Below are 26855 nucleotides of genomic sequence, written 5' to 3' on the forward strand. Positions count from 1 at the left end.
AGCAGTTCAGCGGATTTCTCTGGCATCGACCGATTTGCCGGTGAATGGGTTCGTGACATTCGTGTTTCTCCATTGCTGGCGCACTTTTCCGAAGGTTGTTCATGGACGGACCGGCAGGTAACGTCTCGCGTGCCGGCTGGGCCGAGCCTTTGCGAAAGGGTCGACACGCTATGACGGTTACTGGCTTCACGCGATATCCGCCCTTCATCGACGACCTTGCCCGTAGCGAATCGGGGCGGCTGCTGCACGCGGAACTCGGACGCCGGTGGCCGGAGTCGACCGACCCGTTGGTCGGTATCGCCCGCTACGCCCTGCTCCCGGCTGGCAAACTGCTCCGTCCGATGATGACGCTGCACGCGGCGGAGGCGGTGGGCGGTTCGCCGGCCGACGTCCTGCCGGCCGCGCTGGGGATGGAGTACCTGCACGTCGCGACGCTCGTGCACGACGACATCATCGACGCCGACACGCTGCGCCGGGGCCGTCCCGCGGTGCCTGTCGCCTTCGGCATCCCCAACGCCATCGTGGTCGGCGACCATCTCATCTTCACGGCCTTCCAGTCCATTGTGGAGTCAGGAGCGACCGCGCCGGCCGGACACGTCGCCGCCGCCGTCGAGGCCCTGGCCGAGGCCGGTCGGGACCTGTGCCGGGGACAGATGCTCGAAACGCAGCTCGTCGGCGACCTCGACGCGGGCGCCCGCTGCTACCCCGAGATGATCCGGCTCAAGACCGGCGCGCTGTTCCGCGCCGTGTGTCACGTCGGCGCGCTGCTCGGCGGGGCCGAACCGCAGGTCGCCGCCGCACTGGCCCGCTACGGCGAACACCTCGGCATCGCCTTCCAGATCCGCGACGACCTGCTGTCCTACGTGGCCACCCCGGAACAGACAGGCAAACCGGCCACCAGCGACCTCAACAACGGCCGGCCCACGCTGCCGTTGCTGCTCGCCTACGACGCCGCCACCGACGCCGCCCGGGTGGAACTCATGGCGGTGCTGCACCGGCGCGGCGCCGGCCCGGGGGACGTCGAGTGGGTCGCCGGCCTGCTCGCCGAGGTCGACGCGGTGCGCAGCGCCCGCCGGCAGATGGTGGGGCACGCCGAGCGGGCACTGGCCGAGCTGACCGGGCTCGCCCCGTCCCCCAGCGCCACCGTGCTCGCCGGCATCGCGCACTGGATGACGAGCGAGACGGCGTGAACGCGGCCGGCCCCGTACGGGCGCTGCGGGCACACGTCGAGACCTGGCGGCCGTACACCCTGTGGTACGTCGGGCTGGTCGGCCTCGCCGGTGCGGCCCTGGCCGACGGGCCGCACCACCCGTGGCTGCTGCTGTCGGCCTGGGCCGCACCGACCGCCGGCTGGCTCGGCGGCCACTACCTCGGCGACTACTTCGACAGGGACCTCGACGCCGGCAGCAAGCCGCACCGGCCGATCCCGTCCGGCCGGCTGGCCGCCCGTACGGCGCTGTGGTGCGGCTGCGCCTGCTTCGCCCTGCTGGCGCTGCTGGCGGTGCTCGGCGGCTGGGGCACCACCTCCGCGGCGGTGCTCGCCGCGTTCGGCATCGTCGCCTACAGCCGCTGGTGCAAGGCGCGCGGCATCGCCGGCAACCTGGTCCGGGGCGCGCTCGGCGCGATCGCGCTGCTCTACGGCACGCTGACCGTCGGGCTGTCCCCGCAGCAGCCGTCGGCGGTGCCGGTGTTGCTCGCCTCGATGCTCGCGTTCTGGGCGCACGACACGATGTCCAACCTGGTCGGTGCGCTGCGCGACATGGACGGTGACCGGGCCGGCGGCTACCGCACCCTGCCGGTACGCCGGGGAGCGCCGTTCGCGGTCCGTACGGTGCTGGCCCTCTACGCCGGCACCGTCGCCGCCGCGCTGGCCGCCGGGCTGCTGGCCGGGCCGGACCGACGGGCCGGTTACCTGGCCACGCTGGCCGTCGTCGTGGTGCTGGGCGTCGCCGCCCTGGCCCCGCTCGTCGCGCACCGCGCCGACATGCCCGTGCTGGTGGCGTTGCGGGCGCACGCCGTCCTGGTGGTCGAGCGGGTGGTGCTGGCCTCGGCCCTGGTCGGGTTGGGGCTCGGGGTCGGCCTGCAACTGCTGCTGGCGCTGCCGATGGTCGTCCTGACCTGGTGGGCCCAGCGGAGGATGCGCGCCGGGCACGAACTCGGCACCGGACGCCCCGCGCTGGCGCTGGCCACCCCCCGTCGAGCCGCCATGGAGGACGTGTCATGACCGCTGTGCCCACCGAGGCCCTCGACCGGGCCATCACCAGTGGCGCGGAGGCGCTGCTGCGCCGGCAGCGCCCCGACGGGGTCTTCGGCGACGACCCGCCGGCCTCGGTGCTGGGCACCGCCGGCACGGTCGCCGCCCTGCACGCCGCCGACCCGGTGGGCAGCGCCGACCTCGTCGACGCCGGCACCGGATGGCTGCGCCGGCAGCAGCACGACGACGGCGGCTGGGGCGGCGTGGTGGGGGCCGACAGCGAGGTCGTCGCCACCGCCGTCGCGGTCGCCGCGCTGGCCCTGACCGCACCCGCCGACAGCGCCGAGGCGATCGCCGCCGGGCGGGCCCGGCTGGCCGCGATGGGTGGCGTCGACACGGTGACCGACCCGGCCATCTCGCTGCTCTGCCGGCAACTGCTGACCATGGCCGGGCTGACCGCCGAGGCGGGTCCGCTGCGCCGGCTGCCGTTGGAGATCGTCCTGTTCGACCGGGTCCGCCGCCAGCGCCTGTCGTTCCGTACCGCGCCGTTCATCGGGTTGGCCCTGATGCAGGCCGACCTGCTGCCCACCGGCCGGCTACGCCGGGCCACCCTGCGTCGGGCCCGCCCGGCGGCGCTGCGGCTGCTGCGCGCGATCTACGACCACGAGGGCCGTACCGGCGCGTTGAGCGAGGACCCGTGGCCCGCCGCCCTGGTGCTGCTCGGCCTGGCCCGCTCCGGCGAGGCCCCCGACATCGCCACCGCCGTGGTGGGCTGGCTGCGCCGCGCCGTGCGCCCCGACGGCGCCTGGGACGCGGTGGCCAACCTCGACCTGACGCGCTCCGGGTACGCGGTGACCGGGCTGATCGCCGCCGGGTACGCCGCCGACCCCCGGCTGCGCCCCACCCGCGAGTTCTTCCACGCCACGCAGAAGCCGACCGCGTTCACGGTGCTGGACGTGCCGCCCGGCGGGTGGAGCTACTCCAACGTGGGCGGCTGGCCGGTGACGCTGGAGTCCGCCGAGATCCTCTCGGCGCTCGCCGGCTACCCCGACGCCGACACCGACCCGGTGCTGCGCGGTGGCCTGGACTGGCTCGTCGGCCGGCAGGACAGCCGCGGCTCGTGGAGCCTGTGGGTGCGCGACACCAAGCTCGCCAACGACGGTCCCTGCCCCGCCATCACCAGCCAGGCGGTGCTCGCCCTGCACGACGCCGGGCACCCCGACGACCACCCGGCGATCGCCGCCGGTGCGGCCTGGCTGCTGACCGCCGCGCGTCCCGACGGCAGCTACGAGAACCTGTGGTACCGCGACCACACCTCCGGCACGGCCGTGGTGGTGACGGCGCTGTCCCGGGTCGGCCACGCCCGGCACGACGTGGTCCGGCGGGCGGTGCGCTGGCTGCGCGACACCCAACTGCCCGACGGCTCGTGGGGGCCGGGCGACGGCACCGCCGGGTCGGTCGAGGAGACCGGCTGGGCCGTGCAGGGGCTGCTGGCCGGCGGGGATCCGGAGGCCGCCGACGCGGTCGACCGTGGGGTCGCCTGGCTGCTCGCCGCCGCCGGACCGGACGGCGGCTGGCCGGCCGCCCGGGTCTGCAACTACATCCGCCACCACCTGCGCTACCCCAACGCGGTGATCACCCAGGCGGTCGCGCTGCGGGCGCTCGGTGAGTACCGGCGTACCGTCGCCGGGCGGGCGGGCGTCACACCCGGCGCGGTCGCCCGATGAGTGCCGACGTCGTCGTGGTCGGTGCCGGGGCCGGCGGCCTGGCCGCCGCCCGCGCGCTCGGCGCGCGGGGGCTGCGGGTGCTGGTGCTCGACCGGCAACGCACCCCCGCGTCGATCGCCAAGGGCGAGATCCTGCAACCCGAGACGGTACGCATCCTGGACGGCTGGGGCGTGCTCGACGCCCTGCGGGCCACCGGCGCGTGCCCGGTCGACCGGCTGGCCATCCGCGACCCGCAGGGCCGTCCGCTGCTCGCCCTCGACTACGGCACCCTGCCCGGCGGGTACCGGCAGATCCTCTGCGCCGACTACGGCGACCTGCGTGCCGTGCTCGCCGACGGGTTGCCAGGCACCGTCGAGATCCGCTGGGGGCAGCGGGTCACCGGCCCGCTGCGCGCCGCCGACGGCCGGGTCACCGGGGTCCGGGTCGTCGGCGGCGACGGCGAGCAGGAGATCCGGGCGGCGCTGGTGGTCGCCGCCGACGGAATGTCCTCGCCGCTGCGTAAGGCCGTCGGCATCGACGTCGAGCGGCGGGAGTACCCGCACGGGCTGGTCGCCTTCGACGTGCCCGGCGTGGAGGTGGCCGACGAGGTGTCGGCCTACCGCACCGAGCGGGGCCTGTGCCTGGTCTATCCGCTGCCCGGTGGGCGGTGCCGGGTCTACGTCCAGGTGACCCCGAACGAGTTCCGGGGCCGCAGCACCGCCGACCTGGCCGACTGGTGCGACCGGCTGCTCGCCGGGGTGCCGGCCGTCCGGCCGCTGGGTGCGGCGCTGCGGGCCAGCCTGCACCGGCGGCAGCTCCTCGCCGTCTACCGGCTGCGGGCGGCGCGGTTGACCGTGCCCGGGCTCGCCCTGCTCGGGGAGGCCGCCCACGCGGTGCACCCGATGGCGGCGCAGGGCGTGAACAGCTCCCTCGCCGACGCCGAGACCCTCGCGGCCGGCCTCGCCGCCGGTGGGGGCCACCCGGACGACGCCGCCGTGGACCGGGCGCTGCGCGACTACGACGCCGCCCGCCGGCCGCAACTCGACCACGTCGCCACGGTCAGCCACAACGCCGCCCGCATGATCACCAGCGTGTCGGGGCTGCCCCGGCTGCTCGGCGCGCGGATGATGCGGCGCACCGCCGCCAACCCCCGGCTGCTCGGGCTCACCGCCGGCAACCTGTCCGGCACGAACGTTCGACCGCTGTCCCTGGTCGACCGGATGTACCAGCTCGGGCTGCTCACCGACCGGCACGCCCAGCCACCCGTTCCCGCCGGCCCCGCAACGAAGTGAGCGACGATGACCACTGCCACCACCGTCGGCACCCAGCCGCCGGCCGACCTGTCGATGAACGAGACGCCGTACCCGCCGCTGCCGAGCATCCGGCGGATCGTCGAGGACGGTGCCGCCGCCCTCCAGCGGTACCCGGACCGGACCGCCGCCGCGCTGCGGGGCGCGCTTGCCGCACGGTTGGGCGTGGGACCGGAGTCGATCCTCGTCGGGCCCGGTTCGGCCGGCCTGTGCCAGCACCTCGTCCAGGCGCTCGGGCCGCGCCCGGAGGTGGTGCACCCGGCGCTGTCCTTCGAGGGCTACCCGTTGATCATCGGCAACGTCGGGGCGCGGGGCGTGCCGGTGCCGATGGACGGCTACCGGCACGACCTGCCGGCGATGGCCGCCGCCGTGACCGATCAGACCCGCTGCGTGCTGCTGTGCAACCCCAACAACCCGACCGGGGCGGTGCTGCACCGCGACGAGATCGAGGCGTTCCTGGCCCGGATTCCGGCCGACGTGCCGGTGATCATCGACGAGGCGTACCGGGAGTTCGTCACCGACCCGCAGGTGCCCGACGGGATGGACCTGTACCGCGCCCACGACAACGTGTGCGTCCTGCGGACCTTCTCCAAGGCGTACGGGCTGGCCGCGCTGCGCGTCGGCTACGCGGTGGTGCCACCCCGGGTGACGCCGCTGGCCGGCATGGTGGGCGCGGTGTTCTTCCCGAACAGCCTGGCCCAGGCGGCGGCGGTGGCGAGCCTCGACGAGGCGGTCACCCCCGAGCTGACCCGACGCTGCGCCGACCTGGTGTCCTCGCGGGCCCGGCTGATCGACGGGCTGCGCGGGACCGGCCTCACCGTGGCCCCCAGCGAGGCGAACTTCGTCTGGCTGCCGCTGGGGGAGCGGGCGGTGCCGTTCGCCGAGCAGGCCCGCGACGCCGGCATCCTGGTGATGGCCATCCCCGGCGCGGGAGTCCGGATCACCGTCGGCACCGACGAGGCGAACGAACGGCTGTGCGCCGTCGCCCGGACCATCCTGGCCTCCGGTGCCTGACGGGCCGGCGGTGCCTGACGGGCCGGCGGCGATCGACGGGTCGCCGGTGCCTCACGGCCGGCGGGGCCCGGTCAGCGGGATCCGGTGCCGGCGGGGGTGGTCTCCCAGCCGGTCAGGCAGAGGTAGCGCAGGTCCGGGTCGTAGTCGGCGGTCAGCACCGGCCCGGTCCGGTCCGGGCCGGCGGCGAGGACGTCGAGCAGGGTCCACCACGGTCCGGTGACCGGTTGCGCCGGCGGGGCGACGGTCACCGGACCGGTCGGGTGCGCCGGCCAGGCCGCCGCGAGGTCGACGCCGATCACCATCCGGGCGTCGGGCCGGCCCGCCGACAGCGCGGCCAGTTCGGACCCGGCCAGCGCGGCGACCTCGTCGGCCGCCACGTCGGCATGCTGGCGGAGCACCGTCATCCGGGCCGGGGCGTGCACCACGTCGTCGGCGGGGTCCGGCCCCCGCACCGCGCCTGCCGCCGGGGTGGTGCGGCAGAGCATGGCGACCGCCTGCTGCCGGGCCGGGGCGGGCGTCGGCGTGCGGTACGGCAGCACGGCCTGGTCGACGGCGATCAGCAGGGCCGTCGTTCCGCCGCCCGGGGACGCGTACGCGTGGGCGAGCCGGAGAGCGCTGACGACCGCCGCCGGGCCCTGGTCGCAGACGGCGAAGGAGAGCGGCGTCCCCGGGCAGAGGTGGCTCAGGTAGGTGGCGGTGGCCCGGCCGGGCAGCACGTCGTGCCGGGTGAACGCCAGCACGAGCAGGTCAACCGGTTCCTGCGGCGGCACGAGCGCCCCGATCAGCGTCTCGGCCATCTCCGCGTGGGACCGGCCCAGCGCCTCCTGCGCCGGGCCGTCCGGCAGTTCCAGCCCGTACGGGTGGGTCAGGTCGGCCAGGTAGCGGGCGGAGCGGGCCCGCTGGTCCGGGTCGTGCAGCAGCGCGGCCGGCCCGGTGAAGACCCGCCGGGCGGCCCGGATCAGGTGCAGGTCGGTCGACGGGGCCGCCATCGCGGTGCTCCTTCCTCGGTGCCCGGCCGGGGCGCGGGGTCAGTGGGCGAAGACCATCGCGGCGAAGGTCGCGCCCTCGCCGGCGCCGACCGCCGCGACCAGGTAACGGTCACCCGGGTTCAGCAGGCCCCGGTCGCGGGCGGTCAGGTAGTTGGTGAACGCGTCCGCGCAGAACACGTGGCCGGTCTCCCGGACGTTGTCCAGCAGCACCCGGTCGCGGGGGAACCCGATCAGCCGGCTCAACCGTTGCCAGGTCACCACGTTGACGTTGTGCGGCAGGATCAGCTGGATGTCGTCGAGGTCCACCCGGGCCACCGCGAGGGCCCGGCCGATCACGTCCGCCAGCGCCGGCCGGTACTCGCGCTGGAACTGCGCGCCGGACGCGCCACCGGCGACGTCGAACTCGCCCCGCTGCCGGCACGCGTAGCCGAGCAGCCGGTCCCGGGGGCCGTCGAGGCTGACCAGGCACGCCGACGCCCCCTCGCTGAACACCGAGGTTTCCGGGATGAACTGGGCGTCCCGGGTGAACGCCTTCTCGGCGGTGAGCACCAGCGCGAGCGGCCCGTCGCCAGGCGGGTGCGGCCCCGGTTCGGCGGCCAGCAGCCGACCGGCCATCTCGACGGCGAGCAGTGCGCTGGCGCAGGACTGCTGGGTCAGGGTGAAGGCGACCGCGTGGCCGAGCCCCAGCGCGCGGCACACGTCGTGCAGCGGGTTGACCGGGTACGGCACGACGACGGGGAACGCCCGTCCGTACAGGACGAACCGGACCCGGTGTTCCCGTCCGCGCAGGGCGGTGAGCCCGGTCGCGGCCTGCCGGAGCAGGTCGGCCAGGGACCGGTCGGGATCGCGGCGTACCTGGTCGAGGCCGTGGAACCGGCGGAACAACCGGACCTGCATCTCGGTCAGCTCCAGCGGGCCGGCCAGGCTCTCGATCGGGACGCGGTGCGGCGGCAGGTGGACCGCGACCGCGTCGAGCGCCGTCATGCCGCCGGTGCCGGAGTCGACCGGAGGTGGCCGGCGGCCGGACCGGAACCCCTCCCACCGGCGGAGGGCACAGTGGACGGTCGTACTCGGGAACGTTGCTCGTCGACCACCACGGCAGGAATCCCATCAGCGGCGTCCGTCGCTGTCAACGCGTGCCAGAATATCGACGTGGCCCGCTTCCTGTTCGTCGTCCTGCCGGTGGCGTCGCATCTGAACGCCCCGCTCGCCATCGGCCAGGCGCTCCGGGCCGCCGGGCACGAGGTGGCGTGGTGCGGCCCCCGCACCGACCTGCGCCCGCTGATCGGCCCCGACGCGACGCTCTACCCGACCGGCAAGCGGTACTTCCGCCTCGACGGGGAGACCGGCATGGCGTCGGTGCGCAGCCTCTGGGAGGGGCACGTGCTGCCGGTCAACAGGTTCATCCGGGACGCCGTCGACCGGGCGGTCGCCGACCACCGGCCGGACGTCGTCGTCGTCGACCAGTACGCGCTGGCCGGCGCGCTGGCCGCGCACCGGCACGGGGTGCCGTGGGCGACCTTCTGCGTGGGCGCGCTGGAACTCACCCCGCCGGACCTGCCCGGGTTCACCGAGTACGTACGCGCGCAACTGGCCACGGTCTGGGCGATGACCGACCTGCCGGTCGACGACGCGATCGACCTGCGCTTCTCGCCGTACCTGGTGCTGGGGCTGACCAGCACGGCGCTGACCGGCGCGACACCGCTGCCGGCGCGGTGCGTGCTGACCGGCCCGGCCCTGGGCCACCGCCCCGACGCGCCGGCCTTCGACTGGGACGCCTGGGACCCGGCCCGCCGGCACGTGCTGGTCACCGTCGGGACGATGGCCGAGCACCTGGCCCGGGACTTCTACCGGCGGATGATGGCGGCGACGGCGGCCCTCGCCGACCGGGTGCAGGTGGTGGTCACCGCCTCGCCCGACGTGCTGCCCGACCCGCCCGCGCACGTGCTGGCCGCCCCCCGGGTGCCGGTGCTGGAGCTGATGCCCCGGCTGGACGCGGTGGTGTCGCACGGCGGCCTGGGCACCGTCACCGAGGCGTTGGCGCACGGCGTGCCGGTGGTCGTCGCGCCGATCCGGCACGACCATCCGACGGTGGCCCGCCAGGTGACCGACGCGGACGCCGGCATCGAGGTCGCGTTCGCCTCGGCCACCCCGGCGGACCTCACCGCCGCGCTGACCGCCGTCCTCGACGAGCCGGGCTACCGGGAGGGGGCCCGCCGGGTGGGCGAGTCGTTCGCCGCCGCCGGTGGCGCGGCCGCCGCCGCCCGGCACCTCGCCGCCCTGGCCGCCCGGCCCATCGACCATTGTCCTTCGGGTACGGCCACACTAGCCTGACCTGACGCACCCGCACGGGTGTCGCCGTCCACGGTCGACACCCCCGTGGCCCGGCGTCGTCCCCGTCCGAGGAGGCTCGATGATCGAGGCCACCGGCCTGCGCAAGTCCTACCGGGTCGGCCGTCGCCGCAACGCCACCACCGTCGAGGCAGTCCGGGGGGTGGACTTCGCCGTGGAGCGGGGCGAGATCGTGGGGTTCCTCGGCCCCAACGGCGCGGGCAAGTCCACCACCATGCGGATGCTGGCGACGCTGATCCGCCCGGACGGTGGCCGGGCGACGATCGCGGGCGTCGACCTGCTGCGGGCCCCGGCCCAGGTGCGCCGGCAGATCGGCTTCGTGGCCCAGGCCAGCGGCACCTACGACGACTCGACCGCCCGCCGGGACCTGGTGCTCCAGGCCCGGCTGTACGGCTTCGGCAAGGCCGAGGCGCAGCGCCGGGCCGAGGCGGCGATCGGGGCGTTCCAGCTCGACGACTTCGCCGACCGGCGGATCAGGACGTACTCCGGGGGGCAGCGTCGGCGGCTCGACGTGGCGCTCGGGGTGATCCACTCGCCGCAGGTCATCTTCCTCGACGAGCCGACCGCCGGGCTGGACCCGCCCAGCCGGGTACGGATGTGGCAGGAGGTCCGGCGGCTGCGGGCGGAGGGCATGACGGTCTTCCTCACCACCCACTACCTCGACGAGGCCGACACCCTGTGCGACAGACTGTCCATCATCGACGGCGGCCGGATCGTCGCGGAGGGCACCCCGTCGGATCTCAAGCGGGAGATCTCCGGTGACGTGGTCGCCATCGACCTGACCCGCGCCGACGTGACGGACGGTCCGGCCGACGCCGACCTGCCGATCGCCACGAAACTGCTGGCCGAGCAGCCGTACGTGCACTCGTCGGAGGCGGTCGACGGCACCCTGCGGCTCTACGTGGACAGTGCCGCGACGGCGATTCCGCAGATCATGCGCACCCTGCTCACGCGGGGGATCGAGCCCGGGGCGATCGAGGCCCGCCGGCCCAGCCTCGACGACGTCTTCCTGGCCAAGACCGGCCGCTCCCTGGAGGAGTGACCCGGCCGGTACGAGAGGAGCCGCAGTGAAACTGGTCCGCGACACCTGGCTGATCTTCCAGCAGGAGGTCGGTCTGATGGTGCGCAACCCGGTGATGGTGGCGTTCAGCCTGGCCCAGCCGGTCACCTACCTCATCCTGTTCGCCCCGTTCCTCAAGGTGGTCATGGTCGACCGGGGCGCCTCCTCGTACGCCGACGCCTACCGCATCTACGTGCCCGGCCTGTTCGTGGCGATGGGCCTGTTCGGTGGCCTGTTCGCCGGGTACGGGCTGCTCAGCGCGTTGCGCGCGGGCATCATCGACAGGTGCCGGGTGACCCCGGTGAGCCGGACCGGCCTGCTGCTGGGCCGGGCCCTGATGCACGTCTGCCTGAACGTGGTGCAGGCGGTGATCATCACGATCGTGGCGTTGCCGTTCGGGTTACGGGTGCACCTGGGCAACCTGCTCGTCTCGTACGCGTTGCTGTCGGTGATGGTGCTGCTGAGCACCTCGATCTCGTACGACATCGCGCTGCTGGTACGCAACGAGAACAGCCTCGGCGTGCTGGTCAACACCGTCGGCCAGCCGATCTCGCTGCTCGCCGGAGTGCTCATCCCGCTCGTCCTGGCGCCGCTGTGGATCCAGCGGGTCGCGTTCTGGAACCCGTTCTCGTGGGCGACCAACGGCATGCGGGCGTTGTTCAACGGGCAGCTCACCGAGCCGGTGGTCTGGCAGGGCGCCCTCATCATGATCGTGCTCGCCGCGGTCAGCCTGGTCTGGTCGTCGCACCTGTTCAACCGCGAGGTCTCCTGAGCCCGGCCGGCCGCCGGCCGGGCCGGCGTGACCAGGATTGATGTTGGCCATTGTCTGCCGCTGATCGGCGCTCTAGCCTGAGCGTGTCCCAGATCGGCCGCTGCGCCGGGGTGCGGTGACCGTGAGCGTGTCAGGTGAGGAGACAACTCGTTGGGTGCCGACAACTTCCGGGCGACGCTCGCGGCCGACATGGAGCTGGGGGCCGGCAACGTGCTGCTGCGGCTCGCCGAACACGGTGCCGACCCGGACCTGCCCCGGGTGACCTTCGACGTCGACGTGGACGGCATCCCCGCCTGGACGCCGCTGTCGCTGGCCACCCTGACCGAGCGGGTCGCCGCCCGCGCCGACTGGTTCCGGCGGCGGGGTGTCGGCTGGCGTGACCCGGTCGCGGTCTACGTCACGTCCGCACCCGACGTGTTCCTCAACTTCTTCGCCCTCAACCGGCTCGGCGCGATCCCGGCCCTGATGAACGGCAACATGCCTATCGAGTTGGCGGTCGAGTTCATCAGGCGGCTGCGCGGCGTCGGGGTCGTCGTCGACGCCGACCACGCCGCGCTGCGCGGGCACGACCTCGGGGTGCCGATCCTCGGCGACGCCGCCGAGACCGGCACCGGCGACCCCGGGCAGGCCCCACCGCACTACCGCCACCACCCCGAGGACCCGGTCGCCATCACCCACTCGTCGGGCACCACCCGGGTGCCGGCCGCGATCGTCCACTCGCACCACGGGCTGTTCGCCGCCATCCGGGCCGTGCGGCTCACCGAGTCCCGCCCGTACGGCGAGGTGCGCGAGCTGTCCGTCCTGCCGGCCGCGCACGCCGCCGGCATCATCACGGTCAACCAGGCGCTCTGCAACAGCTACCAGCTGCTCTACCTGTCGGCGCAGGGCGGCCCGTTCGCCAGCAGCGCCGAGACGATCCTCGACGCCATCGAGCGCTGGCGGCCGACAGGCGTCTTCGGCTTCGCGGTGACCTGGTCCGAGTTGGCCCGCCACGACCTGACCACCCGCGACCTGAGTTCCGTGCGCAACTGGTTCAACACCGGGGACTGCGCCCACGAGTCGCACGTGCGCCGGCTGGTCGCCGTGGGCAGCCACCCGGCGTACACCAGGCAGGGCATGGTCGACGTGCCCGGCTCCAAGTTCGTCGACATGCTCGGCTCCACCGAGATGGGCCACGGCGCGTTCCGGATCAGCCACCGCCTCGGCAGCGACCACTACGACCGCTGCGTCGGCAAGCCGTACCCGTTCGCGCAGATCGCCCTGCTCGACGTGACCACCGGCGAGGAGGTCCCCGAGGGGCAGGTGGGGCACGTCGGGCTCAAGTCGCCGACGCTGGCGCTCGGGTACTGGAACGACTCGGTAAACACGTTCCGCACCCGGCTGGGCGGCTACTACCTCACCGGTGACCTGATGTACCGCGACCCGGACGGCAACTACCACCACGTCGACCGGGCCAGCGACGCTGTCGACCTCGGCGACGGCAACTGGCTCTACACGGCGCTGTCCGAGGAACGCATCCTCAAGCACTGCCCCGACGTACGGGACTGCACGGTCATCGCGGCCCGGGAGGCCGACGACCGGCCCGTCACCGAGGTGCTGCTCGTGCTCGCCGAGGACGCCGACCCGGCGCGCGACCGCTCCGACCAGGTCCGGGCCGCGCTCGGACCGGTGGTCGCCGCGACGTTGCGGCGGGTGGTCACGGTGCCCGCCGACGGCGTGGTGATGGGGCCGACGGGCAAGGTCCGCAAGTTCCTGATGCGTCAGCGGCTGCTGGCCGACGCCGGCGCGGCCACCACACCCTGACCGGTGCCGTCCCCGCCCCGGCCGCTCACGGCGACCGGGGCGGGGACGTTCCGCGTGGACGTCAGCCCAGCCGGGACTCGATCGCCTCGATGATGCGGGGGCGCAGCTCGGCGGCCCGGATCACCGCGTCGACCGAGCCGACCTCCACCGCCCGCCCGATGTTGTGCACCCGGTCGAACTCCGCCGCCACCTCGCCGAGCTTCTCCGCGCGGACCGCCGCGCGGGTCTCGTCGAGTTCGGCGGTGAGCGCGGCCCGCTCGGTGCCGCCGGCCGCCGCGACCCGCGCCTCCAGGTCGCGTACCCGCAGGTCGGCTGCGGTACGGGCGTTGACGTCGCCGGAGAACACCACCGCCGCCGCCGGGGCGCCGCCGAGCACCGAGGCGAACGAGCCCTCCAGCGCCAGCACGGTCATGTTCGGGTTCAGCGCCTTGGAGAAGACCACGAACGCCCCGCCGTGGTACCGGGAGATCACGCAGAACACGATAGGGCCCCGGAAGTTGACGATCGCCCGGCCGATCTCGGCCCCGTACTCCAGTTGCAGCTTGCGCATCGACTCGGGCGAGCCGTCGAAGCCCGACAGGTTGGCCAGCACCACCAGCGGCCGGTTGCCGCTGGCCGCGTTGATCGCCCGCGCGGCCTTCTTGGACGAACGCGGGAACAGGGTGCCCGCGGTGTAGGTGTCCGGGCCGTCGGTGGGCGGGAAGCCCCGCCGGGGCACCGAGCGCGACTCGATACCGAGCAGGCAGACCGGGATGCCGCCGAGGTGCACGTCCTGCACCACCGCGGTCTCCGCGTCGGCCATGCCCGCCCACCGCTCCAGCACCGGGTGGTCCTGGTCGGACAGCGCCCGCATCACCGTACGGATGTCGAACGGCTTCTTGCGGTCCGGGTTGGCGGTCGCGGAGAAGATCTCGCCGACGGTGGTGAAGTCGCTGCCCGCCACGGTGTGCGGGAAGGTGGTGACGTCCCGGTCGACCGGGTCGGCGGTGGTCGCCCGGCGCGGCTCGCTCTCCCCGGGCGCGACGTACGTGTGGTCGTAGTACGCCATCAGCACGTCCCTGGCCGCCGTCAGGTTCGGCGCCCAGTACTGCGCCTGCCCGTTCGGGCCCATCACCCGGTCGTAGCCGCCGATGCCGAAATTGTCCTCGGCCGACACCCCACCGGAGAAGTCCAGCGACTGCTTGCCGGTGAGCACCATCGCGGCCTCCGGCGTCATCACCAGGATGCCCCGGGTGTGCATGAGCATCGTCGCCTCGGCGTTCCAGTACGGCTGGGCGCCCACGTTGATACCCGCGACCACGATGTTGATCTCGCCGCCGTCCTGGGTGAACTCGACGATCCGCTTGAGCGCCGCCGCCACCCAGTCCATGTTCTCGGTGCCCGACGTCATCGAGATCCGCGCGCCGGCCGACAGGGCGTACCACTCCAGCGGCACCCGGAGCCGCTCGGCGAGGTCCAGCGCGGCGATCACCCGACGGCACTCGGCCTCGGAGAGCGCGCCGAGCGACTTGGTCGGGTCGCCCAGCAGCACCACCCGGGTGACACCCTGCGGATGCCTCGGGGTCGGCGTGGTGACCACACCCGCGACGATCGCCGCCGTGTTGCGCCCCCGGGGCCGATCCACCGGCACCAGCGCGTGATTCTCGTCGAGGTCGTGCTCGACGAACTGGCCGAGCAGCCCGGTCAGCTCGTACGGGTAGACCGTGTTGCGGCTGCTGGCCCGCAGCACCTTCAGCCGGTAGTCGTCGAGCGGCTCGACTGGGTCCACCGGCGGCTCACCCATGGTCAGCTCGGCCCCGCCGGTGGCGTCGAATGCGATCCGTACCGCGATCTTGTTCAGTTCGCCGGTACGGCGGTCGCGCTGCCGCGCGATGAACAGGATCTCCTCCAGCCCCGCGCCGACCGTCGTCGGGCGGACCCGCCCGGCGATCATCTCCATCTCCTCCCGGGTCAGGTCGCTCGGCGGCCAGACGTAGATGACGATCCGGTTGGTGTTGAAACGGGTCTTGGACGGGCGACGGGTCTGCGCCCGGCGGATCGAGTCCAGACAGGTGGCGACGATGTCCTCGGCCGTGGGCAGGGCGACCAACCGGCCGTCGTGCTCCCGCAGCGCGGTCAGGTCACGCACCTGCGCGAACGCGACGAGCCGCTCGTCGGACGGGTTCTCCCGCGCGACGGCCTGGAAGAGGTAGACCTCCTCGTCCGACGACGGCAGCCGGGTCAGGTCGAACTTGCGCAGCCGCTCCAACTGCATCCGCTGCGCGATGTACGGGTGCAGGCCCCGGATCAGCCGCTCCTCGCTCATCCCCGTGCTCGACGGGCGGAACGTGAAGTGGTGGTGCATCACCGCGCCGCCGCGCCCGGCGACGGTGGTGGTGAGCCGGCGGACCTGCGCCGGCAGCGGGTGCGCGTTGACGACCTCCAGCAGCGCGGCGGCCATCGCGTCGAAGTCCTCCGGCTGGTTCTCCCAGCCGAGGTAGATGTCGGCGTCGACGGCGGAGCCGTCCCCGGCCAGCTCGGCGAGCCCGCGCAGCGCGTCGCCCAGCGCGTCGAACCGGACGGCGGCGGAGAGCAGGCTGGAGTCGGCCCGTTCGGCCACCACGAACGTGCAGTCCGCCACCCGGCGGGTCCGGACGTCGGCCAGGCCCTTGTTGCCGTAGTACCGCCGGGTCAGCACCTCAAGCATCACCGCGTTGTCGAGGTGGTCCCGCACGAGCCGCTGGCCGAGCACCCGAACCAGGGGTTCGGTGCTGCGGACCATCTCCGCGACCCGCTCGGCGCGGTCCGCCGCGTCCGGGTGCGCGTCCAGGTGACGCAGGTGCCGGCGGACGGAGGCGTACAGCCGGGCGCGGTTGCGCAGCAGCAGCGGCTGGGCGAACCAGGCGAACACCACCCCGCGCGCCAGGTCGGCGACGACCGGGAAACGCACCTGCGTCGCCGCCACCAGCCGCTCCAACGCGAGGCCGGCGGGCTCGCGCAGCACCGCGTCCGGCGGCGGCTCGCGCAGCCAGGCGCGCAGCAGGGTCGCGATGACCGTGGCGTCGGCGGACGCCCGCTGCTGGGCCAGGAAGATCCGGAACACGGCGGCCTCAAGGGCGGGGGAGCGGTCCAGCTCGGTGACGCCGTAGTGGCCGAGCGCCTTGGCCAGCCTGGCCTGGAAGTGCGCCGGCAGACCGGCCCGCTCGACGTCGAGGCTCTGCAGGTAGGTGTGGAAGTACTCGCGGGCGCTGGGGACGTGGCTGTCGCCGCTGACGTCCTCCCCGGTCAGCCGGTTGCGGCTGAGTTCGGCGAGGTCGGCGAAGACGTCGACGAGATCGATCTCCTCGGCCAGCAGGCGGTGGCCGTCCTCGATGGCGGCCCGCCGCGCGGCGAGGTACTCGTCGAGCACCCGGCCGTCGTCGTGCGGGTCCACGTCGAAGCCCAGCAGCAGGCCACGGAGGTCCTCCTGGCCGCGCCGGGACCGCTCGATCGCCGGGGCCTGGTCGGGCGCGGCGGGCAGGTCCAGGGCGACCGGTGCGGCGGCCTCGGCACCCGGGGCGTCGTCGGCGTCGTCGCCGAGCGGCTCCAACCGCAGCAGCGCCGCGCCGGCCTCCACCTGGCTGCCGACGGAGACGCCGCACTCCCTGAGTCGGGCCCGGAACGGTGCCCGCAGCACCGTCTCCATCTTCATCGCCTCCAGCACCAGCACCGGTGCGCCCGCCTCGACCTCGGCACCCACCTCCACCGGGGTGGCGACGACCAGCGCGGGCATCGGCGAACGGACCACGCCGCCCTCGTCGCGGCCGACCCGGTGGGTCACGCCGTCCACCTCGACCAGGTGGATCGCGCCGTGGGTGCCGGTGAGCAGCCGGTACCGGGCACCGTTGACGGCGATCTGCCCGGTGTGCCTGTCGAACCGGTCCAGCTCGACGTCGGCGGTGTGCACGTCGCCGCCGGCCTCGATGCCGACCCGGAACCGGTGCGCGCCGACCCGGGCCACCCGCATCCGGTAGCCGACGCCGCGCAGCTTGAGGTCCAGCGGCCGGCCGCTGGCGTGCTGCACCTGGGGCCGTCCGCCGAACGCCGTCGACAGCAGCCGCTGCTGCTCGGCCTGCTCCTGTTCCTCGTACGCCTCGATCGCGGCGGCGGCGAGCGCGACGGCGGAGTGCCGGTGCGACACGAGCCGACCCTCGGCGCGTACCCGGTCGATCCAGCCGGTGTCGGCGCTGGCGTCGATGACCTCGGGCTGGTCGAGCAGGTCGAGCACGAAGCTCTTGTTCGTCGCGCCACCCTCGATGATCACCGTGGTCTCGGCCATCGCCCGGCGCAGCCGGCCGAGCGCCTCGTCCCGGTCCCGCCCGTACGCGATGATCTTCGCGATCATCGAGTCGAAGTCGGCCGGGATGGTGTCGCCCTCGCTGACCCCGGTGTCGACCCGGATGCCGGGACCGGCGGGCAGGTCCAGCCGGGCGATCCGGCCCGGGGCGGGGGCGAAGTCACGGTCCGGGTCCTCGGCGTTGAGCCGGGCCTCGATGGCGTGCCCGCGCTCCACCGGCGGCACACCGTCGAGCCGGCCGCCCGCCGCGACGTGCAACTGCGCCTTGACCAGGTCGAACCCGGTGGTCAGCTCGGTGATCGGGTGCTCCACCTGGAGCCGGGTGTTGACCTCCAGGAAGGCGAACAGCCGGTCACCCGGGTGGTAGAGGAACTCGACGGTCGCCGCGCCCCGGTAGCCGACCGCGACGGCCAGCCGCTCGGCCGAGGACTTGAGTTCGGCCGTCTGCTCCGGGCCGAGCACCGGCGAGGCCGACTCCTCGATGACCTTCTGGTTGCGCCGCTGCACCGAGCAGTCCCGTACGCCGAGCGCCCAGGCGGTGCCCTGACCGTCCGCGATCACCTGCACCTCGACGTGCCGGGCACCGGTGACCAGGCGCTCCAGGAACACGATCCCGCTGCCGAAGGCGCGGGCCGCCTCCTGGCTGGTGCGCTGGTAGGCGTCGGCCAACTCGGCGTCGCTGGTGACCACGCGAATGCCCCGCCCGCCACCGCCCGCGGTCGCCTTGAGCATCAGCGGGTAGCCGATCTCGGCGGCGGCGGCGATCGCGGCCTCCAGGGTCTCCACCGCGCCCCGGCTCCACGGCGCGACCGGCACGCCTACCTCCTCGGCGATCAGCTTCGCGCCGATCTTGTCGCCGAGCTTGCGCATCGCGTCCGGGCTCGGCCCGACGAAGGTGATGCCGATCTTCTCGCACAGCTCCGCGAAGGCCGGGTCCTCGGCGACGAAACCCCACCCGACCCACGCCGCGTCGGCCCCGGTCTCGACCAGGGCATGTTCCAGCTTCTTCAGGTCGAGATACGGCCGGGCGGACGCCGGACCCAGGTCGTAGGCGATGTCGGCCTCGCGGACGAAGGTCGCGGTGCGGTCGACGTCGGTATAGAGGGCCACCGTCTCGATGGGAGTGTCGGTCTGCGCGGCCAGCTCTCGGACCGCGTGAATGAGGCGCATCGCGGCCTCACCCCGGTTGACGATGGCGACACGGCTGAACACCCGACCGACTCCTCCGGTAGATCCACGAGTACGCGCCGCAAGGCATCGACCCCCGACAGCGATCACCCTTCCGGGTGCCGGCCGGTAGCGCCATGTCGTAATCACCGAACCCTGAGCGGTGACCGTTGTAGGAACCCCACAAAAGTTTTTGGTCTTCCCGACCGTGTCGGCGGGTGCCGCAGCGCCCGCCGCAGGTCGCGGGGTCAGGCGTCCGCGCGGAGGTGCTCCTGCGCCCAGGCGCTGAAACTGGTGAGCGGGAGGCCGAGTTCCCGCGCGTACCGTGGGCGGGCCGGCTGGGGGACCGCGTTCATCCACTCGTGGGTGGCGCCCATCGCGGGCATGCCGGCGGCGAGGGCCTCCCGCTCGGTCATCTGCGGCGCGGCCAGCCGGACGTCCAGCGCCCGGGACAGGACCTCGGCGATCTCGGTCATCGACAGGTGGTCGCTGGCCAGTTCCAGTTCGATCCGGTCGAAGCGTTCCGGGTCGGTGAGGGCGGCGGCGGCCGCCCGCCCGATGTCGTCCGTCGCGACCAGCGCCAGCCGGGTCTCCGGGCGCAGGACGCTGACCAGCCCGCCCTCGACGCCACGCGGAAACAGGAAGGCCATCGACGGCAGGAAGTTGTCCATGAAGAAGCCCGGCTTGAGCAGCGTCCAGTGCCGGAAGCCGGCCGTGCGTACCCGGTCCTGGATCGCGCTCTTGGCGTCCAGGGTGGGCGCCATCGAGGCCCAGCGCCCCTCGGCCCAACCGGCCGCCTCGACGTGTTGACCGGCACCGGTGACGGAGGTGTGCACGAACTGCGGCACCCCGGCCGCCCGTGCGCCCTCGATCAGGTTGACGCCCTGGGTCACCTCGCCGTCGAAGTCGAAGCCCGCCGCGCCCAGCGGGGGCATCTGCACGGAGAAGACGGCGCGGGCCCCCTCGGCGGCCCGGACCACCGACTCGCGGTCGAGCAGATCGCCGGTGACCAGCTCGACGCCGAGGGCGGCGACGGCGCGGGCGCGGTCGGTCGCCGGGTCGCGGACCAGTGCGCGGACGGGGACCCCGGCCGCGCGCAGGGCGCGGACGGTGGCCCCGCCCTGCCGACCGGTGGCACCGGTGACCAGGACGGGGGCGGTGGCTGTGGACATGACACTCCTCCGATTAAACGGCGGGGCCCGCCGTTTTCCGTCGGGTACGATACGGCGGGCCCCGCCACTTATCAAGGTCGGAGAGGACGTCATGGCCGACGGCCAGCGCGCCGACGCCCGGCGCAACTACTCGCGCATCCTCGCCGTGGCCGAGCGGGAGGTGGCGGTGCACGGTGCCGGTGCGTCCCTGGAACAGATCGCCCGCACCGCGGGAGTCGGCTCGGCGACCGTGCGCCGTCACTTCCCCACCCGCCGGGCACTGCTGGAAGCGGTCTCCCGGGAACGGGTCGAGGCCCTGCGGGTCCGCGCCGAGGAACTGACCGGCCGGGGCGACAGCCGGGCGGCACTCCTGGAATGGCTAGGTGACGTCGTCGTCTACTCCGTCGCCGCCCGGGGGCTGGCCGCCGCGTTGGCCTACGACGGCGCGCCGGCCGACCCGGTGCACGAGAACAGTTGCTCGGCGACGTTGGAGGCGGCGGCGGCCCCGCTGCTGCGCCGCGCCGTCCAGGACGGAGCCTTCGCGACGGACGTCACCGTCGGGGATCTGATCACGCTGATCGTCGGCATCGTGCTCGCCACCGAGCACCATCCCGACCCGGCCGCCCGGGCGGACCGGCTGTTCCGGATGGCCGTGGCGGGACTCAGCCCGCCGGGCTGAACCCCGTCGACGACCCGGCGACCCGGCACGCGCGGAGAGCCGGCAGGCCACCGGCCGAGGAGCAGGCCGGGTGACCGACGGCGGGCCGGTCGGCGCGTGGTGGTACGGCGGCGCGCGGTGACCCGCCGCGTCAGTGACCGGACGGTCCGGCGGCTGCCGCGGCGGCGACCTCGCGGCGGCGGACCACCGCGACCAGCGCCGTGCCGACGGTCAACAGCGCGCCGGCCACGACCAGCGCCACCGCCCCGTTCACCCGCAACGTCAGCACCGCCGAGACGAACGCGCCCAGGCCCATCGTGGTGATCGCCCCGAACCGGCGGAGCCAGGCCGTGCCCGGACCACCGGCGGCCCGGCTGTCGGTGGAGAGGTTCACCATGGTCATGGTCACCACCACCGTCGACAGGTCCCGGATGCCGATGTGCTTGACCGCCGCGGCCTGCGCGCCGAGCACCAGGGCGAGCAGGCCGGTGACGACGAGCATCGCGCCGTGCGCCGGCGGGCCGGTGACGAGCCAGAACCCGGCCAGGGCGAGCGACAGCACGCTTCCCCCGACCAGGATGGCCAGCCCGGCGGCGGGCAGCGCCGCCGGCCCCGACGCGCCCCGGGTCAGCCGGGCGGCGAGCACCGCGCCGAGCATGAACGTCAGCAACGCCACCAGGTTGTTGAGCACCGGCAGGCCGGACACCCCGGCCAGCCCGAACCCGATGAAGAGCACGTTGCCTGTCATGTTGCCGGTGAAGACCCGGTCCAGGGCGAGATAGCTGACCCCGTCGACCGCCCCGGTCGCCGCGGTCAGCACCAGCAGCGGCACCTCGTAGCTCTTCGTCATGGCCCTTCCGATGATCGTTTCCGGCCGGCAGTCTACCCATGACCTGCGGGAACGTCCCGGGTGGGCGGGACACCGGCCCCTGGCGGCCGGGACGCCGGGGCCCGTTGACTGACCCCATGACCGAGCTGCCGGACCACTTCCCCGCCCACGTCAAGGGTTCCTACGTCAACTGCGACCAGTACGCCCGCGAGGCGCGGCTCACCCCGCCCCCGGACCACATCCCGGCCCACGTGAAGAACTCCTACGTCAACTGCGAGGAGTACGCCCGGGAGAACCGACTCACCCCGCCGCCGGCCGCCGAGCACTTCCCCGAGCACGTGAAGAACTCGTACCCGACCTGCCAGGAGGCGGTCCGCCCGCCCCGGCTCACCCTCGTGCCGGCGGCCGGGGCATGACCACCGTCGTCCCGCCCCGGCTCGACCCCGCCTGGCGGGAGTGGCTGGTCGAGAACCTCGCCATGGGCGCGTCGGTGGAGCAGGCCCGGGCCGCCGCCGTCGCCGGGTCCGCCGACCCGCAGGCCGTCGACGCCGAGCTGCGGGAACTGGCCGACCATCCGTACTTCGCGGTGTGCCGGCGGCTCGCGCTGCGCTACGACTGGCTGGAGTCGGTGCTCGACACGTACCGGACGCTGCGCGACAGCGACGGCGGGCGGACGCTGGAGCGGCGCGCGGACCTCGACCCCGGGGAGTTCTTCTCCCGCTACTACTTCGGCAACCGGCCGGTCGTGCTGGACGGCCTGATGGCCGACTGGCCCGCCCTCGGCTGGACGCTGGACGGGCTGGCGGCGGCCTGCGGCGACGCCGTGGTCGAGGTGATGACCGGCCGGGACGCCAACCCGGACCACGCCTGGCAGTACGACAGGCACCGCACCAGCATGCCGTTCCGCGAGTACCTGGCGCTGCTCGGCTCGGGCCGGCGTACCAACGACTACTACATGGTGCCGCGCAACGAGAACTGGTCAGGCGCGCTGCGCCCGCTCGCCGCCGACATCCGCGCCCCGGAGGGGATCGTGGACCCGTCCGGGCTCGGTCACCTGCTGCTCGGGCCGGCCGGCACGGTGACCCCGCTGCACGTGGACAACAGTTCGGTGCTGCTCGGTCAGGTGCTCGGCCGCAAGCACGTCCGGCTGGTCCCCTCGTACGAGCGGCACCTGGTCTATCCGCGCGGCGGCACGTTCAGCGCGGTCGACGCGGCGGACCCGGACCTCACCCGGCACCCCCGGTACGCCGAGGCGACGGTGCTCGACGTCGTGCTGGAACCGGGACAGCTGCTGTTCGTGCCGGTGGGCTGGTGGCACTGGGTGCAGGCGTTGGAGGTCAGCGCCACGGTCAGCTTCCACCACTTCCGCGTTCCGGGGCAGAACCACAAGATGGCCACGCCGCCCGCGGCCGGACCGGACCGGTGACCACCGGCAGCCCTGCCGTCCCTTGCCGACATGCATTATCGTCGATCGCACTGTGGGGTGATCCGGCGCGCCGGATCTGAATGAAGGTGGCGACTTTGCGTTATGCCGATGGGCCGGGCGTGACCTACGAGGTCCACGTCGAGGCAATCCCATCCCGGGTCTGGGAACTGGTGACCGACATTCACCTCCCGGCCCGGTTGAGTCCCGAGTTGCAGCGGGTCGAGTGGTTCGACGGTGCCGACGAGCTGGCCAAGGGGGCCAGCTTCCTCGGGTACAACAGCCATCCGCGCATCGGGGAGTGGCGCACCGCCTCCTACGTCACCGATCTGGACCAGGAACGCGTCTTCGGGTGGGTCGTCACGGACGTGGACGGCGCGTTCGCCGGCCCGGACGGCGTCGGCCGGGCCGACGTGTCGTCTCCGGCGGCCACCTGGCGGTTCGAGCTGGAACCGGAGGGGGCCGGCACCCGGCTGCGGCAGACGGTCCGGGTCGGTCCGGGCCGTTCCGGGCTCAGCCTCGTGATCGACCAGGCCCCCGAGCACGAGGAGCAGATCGTCGAGTCGAGGCTCGGCCAACTCCGCTCCCACATCGAGTCGGTGCTCGACGGCATCAAGGCCCTCGCCGAAAACCGCACCCCCTGACCCCCAACCCCAACCCCCTCTCCGTCCCCACGCTCCCCGCCGCAAGCGCCCCGGTGATCAAGAGGAATGCGTCAGGAACCGACCACCGGCTGACCTATTTCTCTTGATCACCGGGGGCCGGCGGGGTGGCTGCCGGGGTTCGGTGGGGGTGTTGCGACGTGGCGGGGTGGTGGGGGAGGGGCGCGGGATTAGGGTGTTGCGGTGGATCACGAGGACCGAATCGCGCTCTTTCTCGACTACGAGAACCTGGCCCTGGGGGCCCGGGAACACCATGGCGGGCGGGCGTTCGACTTCCGTCCGATCGCCGACGCCCTCGCCGAACGGGGGCGGGTGGTGGTCCGCCGGGCGTACGCGGACTGGTCGTACTTCGACGAGGACCGCCGGATGCTCACCCGCTCGCACGTCGAGCTGATCGAGATCCCGCAGCGGATGGGGGCGTCCCGCAAGAACGCCGCCGACATCAAGATGGCCGTCGACGCGGTCGAGCTGGCATTCGAGCGCGGCTACATCTCCACCTTCGTCATCTGCACCGGGGACAGCGACTTCACCCCGCTGGTGCACAAGCTGCGTGAACTCAACAAGCGGGTGATCGGGGTCGGGGTGGAGAAGTCCACCTCGGCCCTGCTCCCACCCGCCTGCGACGAGTTCCTCTACTACGACCGGCTGGAGGGCGTCGACCTGCCACCCGTACGGGGCCGGCGCGGTCGCCCGGCCAAGCAGGCCGAACCGCAGCAGCCGGAGCCGACGGCGGTGGAGCCGACGCCGGAGCAGCCCGAGCCTTCGCCGGCCGCCGAGGAGCCGGTGCGCGACGCCGAGGCGCTCGCGGTGCTGGTCGCGCAGACCGTCGCCGGCCTCCAGGGCAGCTCGGAGGGGGAGGTGACCGCCTCCCGGCTCAAGCGCACCCTGCTGCGCAAGGACCCCACGTTCAGCGAGTCCGACTACGGGTTCCGCACCTTCGGTGAGCTGCTGCGCCACCTCGCCGGGCACAACGTCGTCGAGCTGGCCGAGGGGCCGGCCAAGGGCGACCCGGAGGTGTCCCTGCCCGAGCACGGCGACCAGGAGGTGGCCTTCGCGCTGCTGCGTACGGTGGTGGCGGAACTGGCCGCGGCGGGTGGCCCGGTGGCGCTCTCCGGACTCAAGAACCAGCTCCGCCGGGCCCGCCCCGAGTTCAGCGAGAAGAAGCTCGGCTACCGCAGTTTCCTCCAGTTCGCTAAGGCCGCCGCCACCGCCGGTGAGGTCACGTTGGCCTGGAGCCCGGAGGCCGACGACTACCTGCTCACGCCCCGGCAGGGGTGACCGGGCGGGGCCGGCGACGGGCCTCGACGAATTCGTGACTCACGTTCCGCGGCCGATTTGCTATACGGTCGGTGAATGATGGTCGAGGAGCACTGGTGGAACGGTGACCCGAGCCCACGCGGGCGGCGGGACGTCTACATCCGTACCGACGGGGAGGCCTGGGAGGTCCAGGCGCAGATCGGCGGGGCGTCGGGTCGCTCCCGCGTGCAGCAGTGCCCGAGTCGGGCGGCGGCGGTCATCCTGGCCGACGCCTGGCGCGGCAGCAATCCTTCCTGGCGCGGGCTGCACCGCTGATCGGTCCGGGCGCCGGCGGGCGGTCCGCACCGCGTCCCGCCCGCCCCGCCCTTCGGCCGTCTCGGCCGGGCACCCCGCAGCAGACCTCCGAGCCGGCTGGCACGCAACGATGCTGATCACGTAGCGTAGTTTTCCTCTCACTGTCCGGTCGGCGGGGCCCTGAGCAGGGCGGGCTTACTGGCAACATTCTTGACAGAAGTGCCGGATATCGACATCCTTCGTGGAGAGCGCTCTCCCCGGCGTGCTCCCCACCCCCCGATGTCGCCCCAAGGAGCCTCCCGTGCCCGGAGCCCGAGCCGTTCCCCGGCCCCGATCCCTCGCCCGCGCGGCGGTCGCCCTCGTCACCCTCGCCGCCGCCCTCGTCCTGCCCGCCCAGGCCCAGCCCGCCTCGGCCGCCATCGGCGGCATCACCTGGCAGGACGAGTTCAACGCCGCCGCCGGCACCCCCGTCGACCAGAACCGATGGCGCTTCGACATCGGCGGCGGTGGCTGGGGCAACAACGAACGGCAGTACTACACCAACAGCACCAGCAACGCCGTCCACGACGGACAGGGCAACCTGGTCATCACCGCGCGCAAGGAGAACCCGGCCAACTACCAGTGCCACTACGGCAGGTGCGAGTACACCTCGGCGCGGCTGCTCACCGCCGCCACCTTCACCCAGGCGTACGGCCGGTTCGAGGCCCGGATCAAGATCCCCCGGGGTCAGGGCATCTGGCCGGCGTTCTGGATGCTCGGCAACGACATGGGCAGCGCCGGCTGGCCCGCCGCCGGTGAGATCGACATCATGGAGAACATCGGCCGGGAGCCCAACACCGTCTACGGCACCGTGCACGGCCCCGGCTACTCCGGCGGGGGCGGCATCACCGGCAGCCGTACCATCGGCCAACCCCTCGCCGACGGCTTCCACACCTACCGGGTGGACTGGGAGCCCAACCTGATCGTCTGGTACCTCGACGGCGTCGAGTACCACCGCGTCGACCCGTCCCGGCTCGGCGGCAACCGCTGGGTCTACGACCACCCGTTCTTCATGATCCTCAACGTGGCGGTGGGCGGCAACTGGCCCGGATACCCCGACGGCTCCACCCAGTTCCCCCAGCAGATGCTCGTGGACTACGTCCGGGTATCCAGCTACGTCCCCGGCGGCGGTAACCCGCAGCCCGGCACCACCAGGCTGCGCGGCACGCAGAGCGGCAGGTGCATCGACATCCCGAGCGCCAACCCGGTCGACGGCGCGAAACTCCAGATCTGGGACTGCAACACCACCGCCGCCCAGGCGTGGACCTTCGCCAGCGACGGCACCGTCCGCGCGATGGGCAAGTGCATGGACCCGGCCTGGGCCGGCACCGCCAACGGCACCGAGGTCAACCTGGTCACCTGCAACGGCAACCCGGCCCAACGGTTCACCCTCAACGGCGCCGGGGACCTGGTCAACCTCAGCGCCAACCGGTGCGTCGACGTCCGCGACCAGAACCCCAACAACGGCGGCAAACTGCACCTGTGGGACTGCCTAGGCGTCGGCAGCCAGAAGTGGTCCCGCTTCTGACCGCGACCCGGCGGTGATCCCGCGACGGATGGCCCCTCAGCGTGTGCTGAGGGGCCATCCGTCGTTCCGCCGTGTGGCCGCAGCCGCAACCGGCGACCCCAGCCGCAGCCGGGGTGCCCCGGTGGGCGGTGACCGGGGGTCGAGGTTGGACGGTCGCGGGCTAGGGGGCGCTCTGGGGGCGGTAGGGGGTTAGTGGTGCGCCGGGCCGCCGTAGGGTCATCGCGAACAACCAACAATGCCTGAAGAAGCTCTCTGTTTCGACAATTGCCACCGTGCTGACCCGTGCGTCGATATTGGCCCGGGTCTGCCCGGCTGGGCTAGTGGCGGGAGAC

21 protein-coding genes are annotated in these 26855 nt (G+C 73.4%); 16 read left to right on the forward strand and 5 right to left on the reverse strand.

Annotated features, from left to right (window positions below):
- The first annotated feature begins 170 nt into the window (after positions 1–170).
- Genes Q2K16_RS30155 through Q2K16_RS30175 form a run of 5 tightly spaced genes read left to right on the forward strand, consistent with a single transcriptional unit; the run spans position 171 to position 6224 of the window.
- Complete coding sequence (locus Q2K16_RS30155; protein WP_302741782.1) at positions 171–1190, forward strand: polyprenyl synthetase family protein; 1020 nt, start codon at positions 171–173, stop codon at positions 1188–1190.
- The gene (locus Q2K16_RS30160) at positions 1187–2224 is read left to right on the forward strand and encodes a UbiA family prenyltransferase (RefSeq protein WP_302741783.1); all 1038 of its coding nucleotides are present in this window, start codon (positions 1187–1189) and stop codon (positions 2222–2224) included. The genes Q2K16_RS30155 and Q2K16_RS30160 overlap by 4 nt, the downstream gene beginning before the upstream one ends.
- On the forward strand, positions 2221–3921 hold the full coding sequence (locus tag Q2K16_RS30165; RefSeq protein ID WP_302741785.1) for a prenyltransferase/squalene oxidase repeat-containing protein: 1701 nt from the start codon (positions 2221–2223) through the stop codon (positions 3919–3921). The genes Q2K16_RS30160 and Q2K16_RS30165 overlap by 4 nt, the downstream gene beginning before the upstream one ends.
- Positions 3918–5192, forward strand: a complete 1275-nt coding sequence (locus Q2K16_RS30170) for an FAD-dependent oxidoreductase (protein ID WP_302741787.1) — start codon at positions 3918–3920, stop codon at positions 5190–5192. Before Q2K16_RS30165 ends, Q2K16_RS30170 begins: the two co-directional genes overlap by 4 nt.
- Before the next feature lie 6 nt (positions 5193–5198).
- Positions 5199–6224: a histidinol-phosphate transaminase gene (locus Q2K16_RS30175; protein WP_302741788.1), complete on the forward strand. Its 1026-nt coding sequence runs from the start codon at positions 5199–5201 to the stop codon at positions 6222–6224.
- 71 nt (positions 6225–6295) lie between these two features.
- Here the strand turns inward: Q2K16_RS30175 and Q2K16_RS30180 are convergent, their stop codons facing one another.
- Complete coding sequence (locus Q2K16_RS30180; protein WP_302741789.1) at positions 6296–7213, reverse strand: 2-hydroxy-acid oxidase; 918 nt, start codon at positions 7211–7213, stop codon at positions 6296–6298.
- A gap of 39 nt (positions 7214–7252) precedes the next feature.
- Entirely contained in the window at positions 7253–8197 is a 945-nt protein-coding gene (locus Q2K16_RS30185) for a 3-oxoacyl-[acyl-carrier-protein] synthase III C-terminal domain-containing protein (protein WP_302741790.1), read from the reverse strand.
- 168 nt (positions 8198–8365) lie between these two features.
- Here Q2K16_RS30185 and Q2K16_RS30190 point away from each other — a divergent pair, with 168 nt between their 5' ends.
- The 4 genes from Q2K16_RS30190 (at position 8366) to Q2K16_RS30205 (ending at position 13200) form a co-directional block, all read left to right on the forward strand.
- The gene (locus Q2K16_RS30190) at positions 8366–9547 is read left to right on the forward strand and encodes a glycosyltransferase (protein ID WP_302741791.1); all 1182 of its coding nucleotides are present in this window, start codon (positions 8366–8368) and stop codon (positions 9545–9547) included.
- 79 nt (positions 9548–9626) lie between these two features.
- On the forward strand, positions 9627–10607 hold the full coding sequence (locus Q2K16_RS30195; protein WP_302741792.1) for an ATP-binding cassette domain-containing protein: 981 nt from the start codon (positions 9627–9629) through the stop codon (positions 10605–10607).
- A 25-nt stretch (positions 10608–10632) separates the two neighbouring features.
- Positions 10633–11397 carry an ABC transporter permease gene (locus Q2K16_RS30200; RefSeq protein ID WP_302741794.1) on the forward strand — a complete coding sequence of 255 codons (765 nt, stop codon included), beginning with the start codon at positions 10633–10635 and terminating at the stop codon, positions 11395–11397.
- Between the two features lie 150 nt (positions 11398–11547).
- On the forward strand, positions 11548–13200 hold the full coding sequence (locus tag Q2K16_RS30205) for a class I adenylate-forming enzyme family protein (protein WP_489671830.1): 1653 nt from the start codon (positions 11548–11550) through the stop codon (positions 13198–13200).
- A gap of 61 nt (positions 13201–13261) precedes the next feature.
- Here the strand turns inward: Q2K16_RS30205 and Q2K16_RS30210 are convergent, their stop codons facing one another.
- Positions 13262–18727, reverse strand: a complete 5466-nt coding sequence (locus tag Q2K16_RS30210) for an ATP-binding protein (RefSeq protein ID WP_302741796.1) — start codon at positions 18725–18727, stop codon at positions 13262–13264.
- Positions 18728–18930: 203 nt separating this feature from the next.
- Positions 18931–19854: an NmrA/HSCARG family protein gene (locus tag Q2K16_RS30215; RefSeq protein WP_302741798.1), complete on the reverse strand. Its 924-nt coding sequence runs from the start codon at positions 19852–19854 to the stop codon at positions 18931–18933.
- A gap of 91 nt (positions 19855–19945) precedes the next feature.
- Between Q2K16_RS30215 and Q2K16_RS30220 the strand changes: the two genes are divergently transcribed.
- Positions 19946–20512 carry a TetR/AcrR family transcriptional regulator gene (locus Q2K16_RS30220; RefSeq protein WP_302741799.1) on the forward strand — a complete coding sequence of 189 codons (567 nt, stop codon included), beginning with the start codon at positions 19946–19948 and terminating at the stop codon, positions 20510–20512.
- Positions 20513–20642: 130 nt separating this feature from the next.
- Here Q2K16_RS30220 and Q2K16_RS30225 read toward each other — a convergent pair whose 3' ends face one another.
- Positions 20643–21341 (reverse strand): YoaK family protein, encoded by a 699-nt coding sequence (locus Q2K16_RS30225; RefSeq protein WP_302741801.1) that lies wholly within the window; start codon positions 21339–21341, stop codon positions 20643–20645.
- Positions 21342–21457: 116 nt separating this feature from the next.
- Here Q2K16_RS30225 and Q2K16_RS30230 point away from each other — a divergent pair, with 116 nt between their 5' ends.
- The 6 genes from Q2K16_RS30230 (at position 21458) to Q2K16_RS30255 (ending at position 26523) form a co-directional block, all read left to right on the forward strand.
- Entirely contained in the window at positions 21458–21736 is a 279-nt protein-coding gene (locus Q2K16_RS30230) for a hypothetical protein (protein WP_302741803.1), read from the forward strand.
- A complete protein-coding gene (locus Q2K16_RS30235; RefSeq protein ID WP_302741805.1) occupies positions 21733–22746 on the forward strand; it encodes a cupin-like domain-containing protein in 1014 nt (337 codons plus the stop codon). The genes Q2K16_RS30230 and Q2K16_RS30235 overlap by 4 nt, the downstream gene beginning before the upstream one ends.
- 119 nt (positions 22747–22865) lie before the next feature.
- Positions 22866–23387, forward strand: a complete 522-nt coding sequence (locus tag Q2K16_RS30240) for an SRPBCC family protein (protein ID WP_302741807.1) — start codon at positions 22866–22868, stop codon at positions 23385–23387.
- Positions 23388–23588: 201 nt separating this feature from the next.
- Complete coding sequence (locus Q2K16_RS30245) at positions 23589–24683, forward strand: NYN domain-containing protein (protein WP_302741808.1); 1095 nt, start codon at positions 23589–23591, stop codon at positions 24681–24683.
- A gap of 75 nt (positions 24684–24758) precedes the next feature.
- Positions 24759–24977 carry a hypothetical protein gene (locus Q2K16_RS30250; protein ID WP_088642133.1) on the forward strand — a complete coding sequence of 73 codons (219 nt, stop codon included), beginning with the start codon at positions 24759–24761 and terminating at the stop codon, positions 24975–24977.
- Positions 24978–25257: 280 nt separating this feature from the next.
- Positions 25258–26523 (forward strand): family 16 glycosylhydrolase, encoded by a 1266-nt coding sequence (locus Q2K16_RS30255; RefSeq protein WP_302741810.1) that lies wholly within the window; start codon positions 25258–25260, stop codon positions 26521–26523.
- Positions 26524–26855 lie beyond the last annotated feature (332 nt).

This window comes from Micromonospora cynarisoli (assembly GCF_030518815.1).
In the GTDB taxonomy this organism is placed as follows: Bacteria; Actinomycetota; Actinomycetes; order Mycobacteriales; family Micromonosporaceae; genus Micromonospora; species Micromonospora wenchangensis.

Coding starts and splice junctions, on each gene's coding strand:
- Q2K16_RS30155 (WP_302741782.1), top strand. CDS start 171: ATGACGGTTACTGGCTTCACGCGATATCCGCCCTTCATCGACGACCTT.
- Q2K16_RS30165 (WP_302741785.1), top strand. CDS start 2,221: ATGACCGCTGTGCCCACCGAGGCCCTCGACCGGGCCATCACCAGTGGC.
- Q2K16_RS30170 (WP_302741787.1), top strand. CDS start 3,918: ATGAGTGCCGACGTCGTCGTGGTCGGTGCCGGGGCCGGCGGCCTGGCC.
- Q2K16_RS30175 (WP_302741788.1), top strand. CDS start 5,199: ATGACCACTGCCACCACCGTCGGCACCCAGCCGCCGGCCGACCTGTCG.
- Q2K16_RS30180 (WP_302741789.1), bottom strand. CDS start 7,213: ATGGCGGCCCCGTCGACCGACCTGCACCTGATCCGGGCCGCCCGGCGG.
- Q2K16_RS30185 (WP_302741790.1), bottom strand. CDS start 8,197: ATGACGGCGCTCGACGCGGTCGCGGTCCACCTGCCGCCGCACCGCGTC.
- Q2K16_RS30195 (WP_302741792.1), top strand. CDS start 9,627: ATGATCGAGGCCACCGGCCTGCGCAAGTCCTACCGGGTCGGCCGTCGC.
- Q2K16_RS30215 (WP_302741798.1), bottom strand. CDS start 19,854: ATGTCCACAGCCACCGCCCCCGTCCTGGTCACCGGTGCCACCGGTCGG.
- Q2K16_RS30220 (WP_302741799.1), top strand. CDS start 19,946: ATGGCCGACGGCCAGCGCGCCGACGCCCGGCGCAACTACTCGCGCATC.
- Q2K16_RS30225 (WP_302741801.1), bottom strand. CDS start 21,341: ATGACGAAGAGCTACGAGGTGCCGCTGCTGGTGCTGACCGCGGCGACC.
- Q2K16_RS30230 (WP_302741803.1), top strand. CDS start 21,458: ATGACCGAGCTGCCGGACCACTTCCCCGCCCACGTCAAGGGTTCCTAC.
- Q2K16_RS30235 (WP_302741805.1), top strand. CDS start 21,733: ATGACCACCGTCGTCCCGCCCCGGCTCGACCCCGCCTGGCGGGAGTGG.
- Q2K16_RS30250 (WP_088642133.1), top strand. CDS start 24,759: ATGATGGTCGAGGAGCACTGGTGGAACGGTGACCCGAGCCCACGCGGG.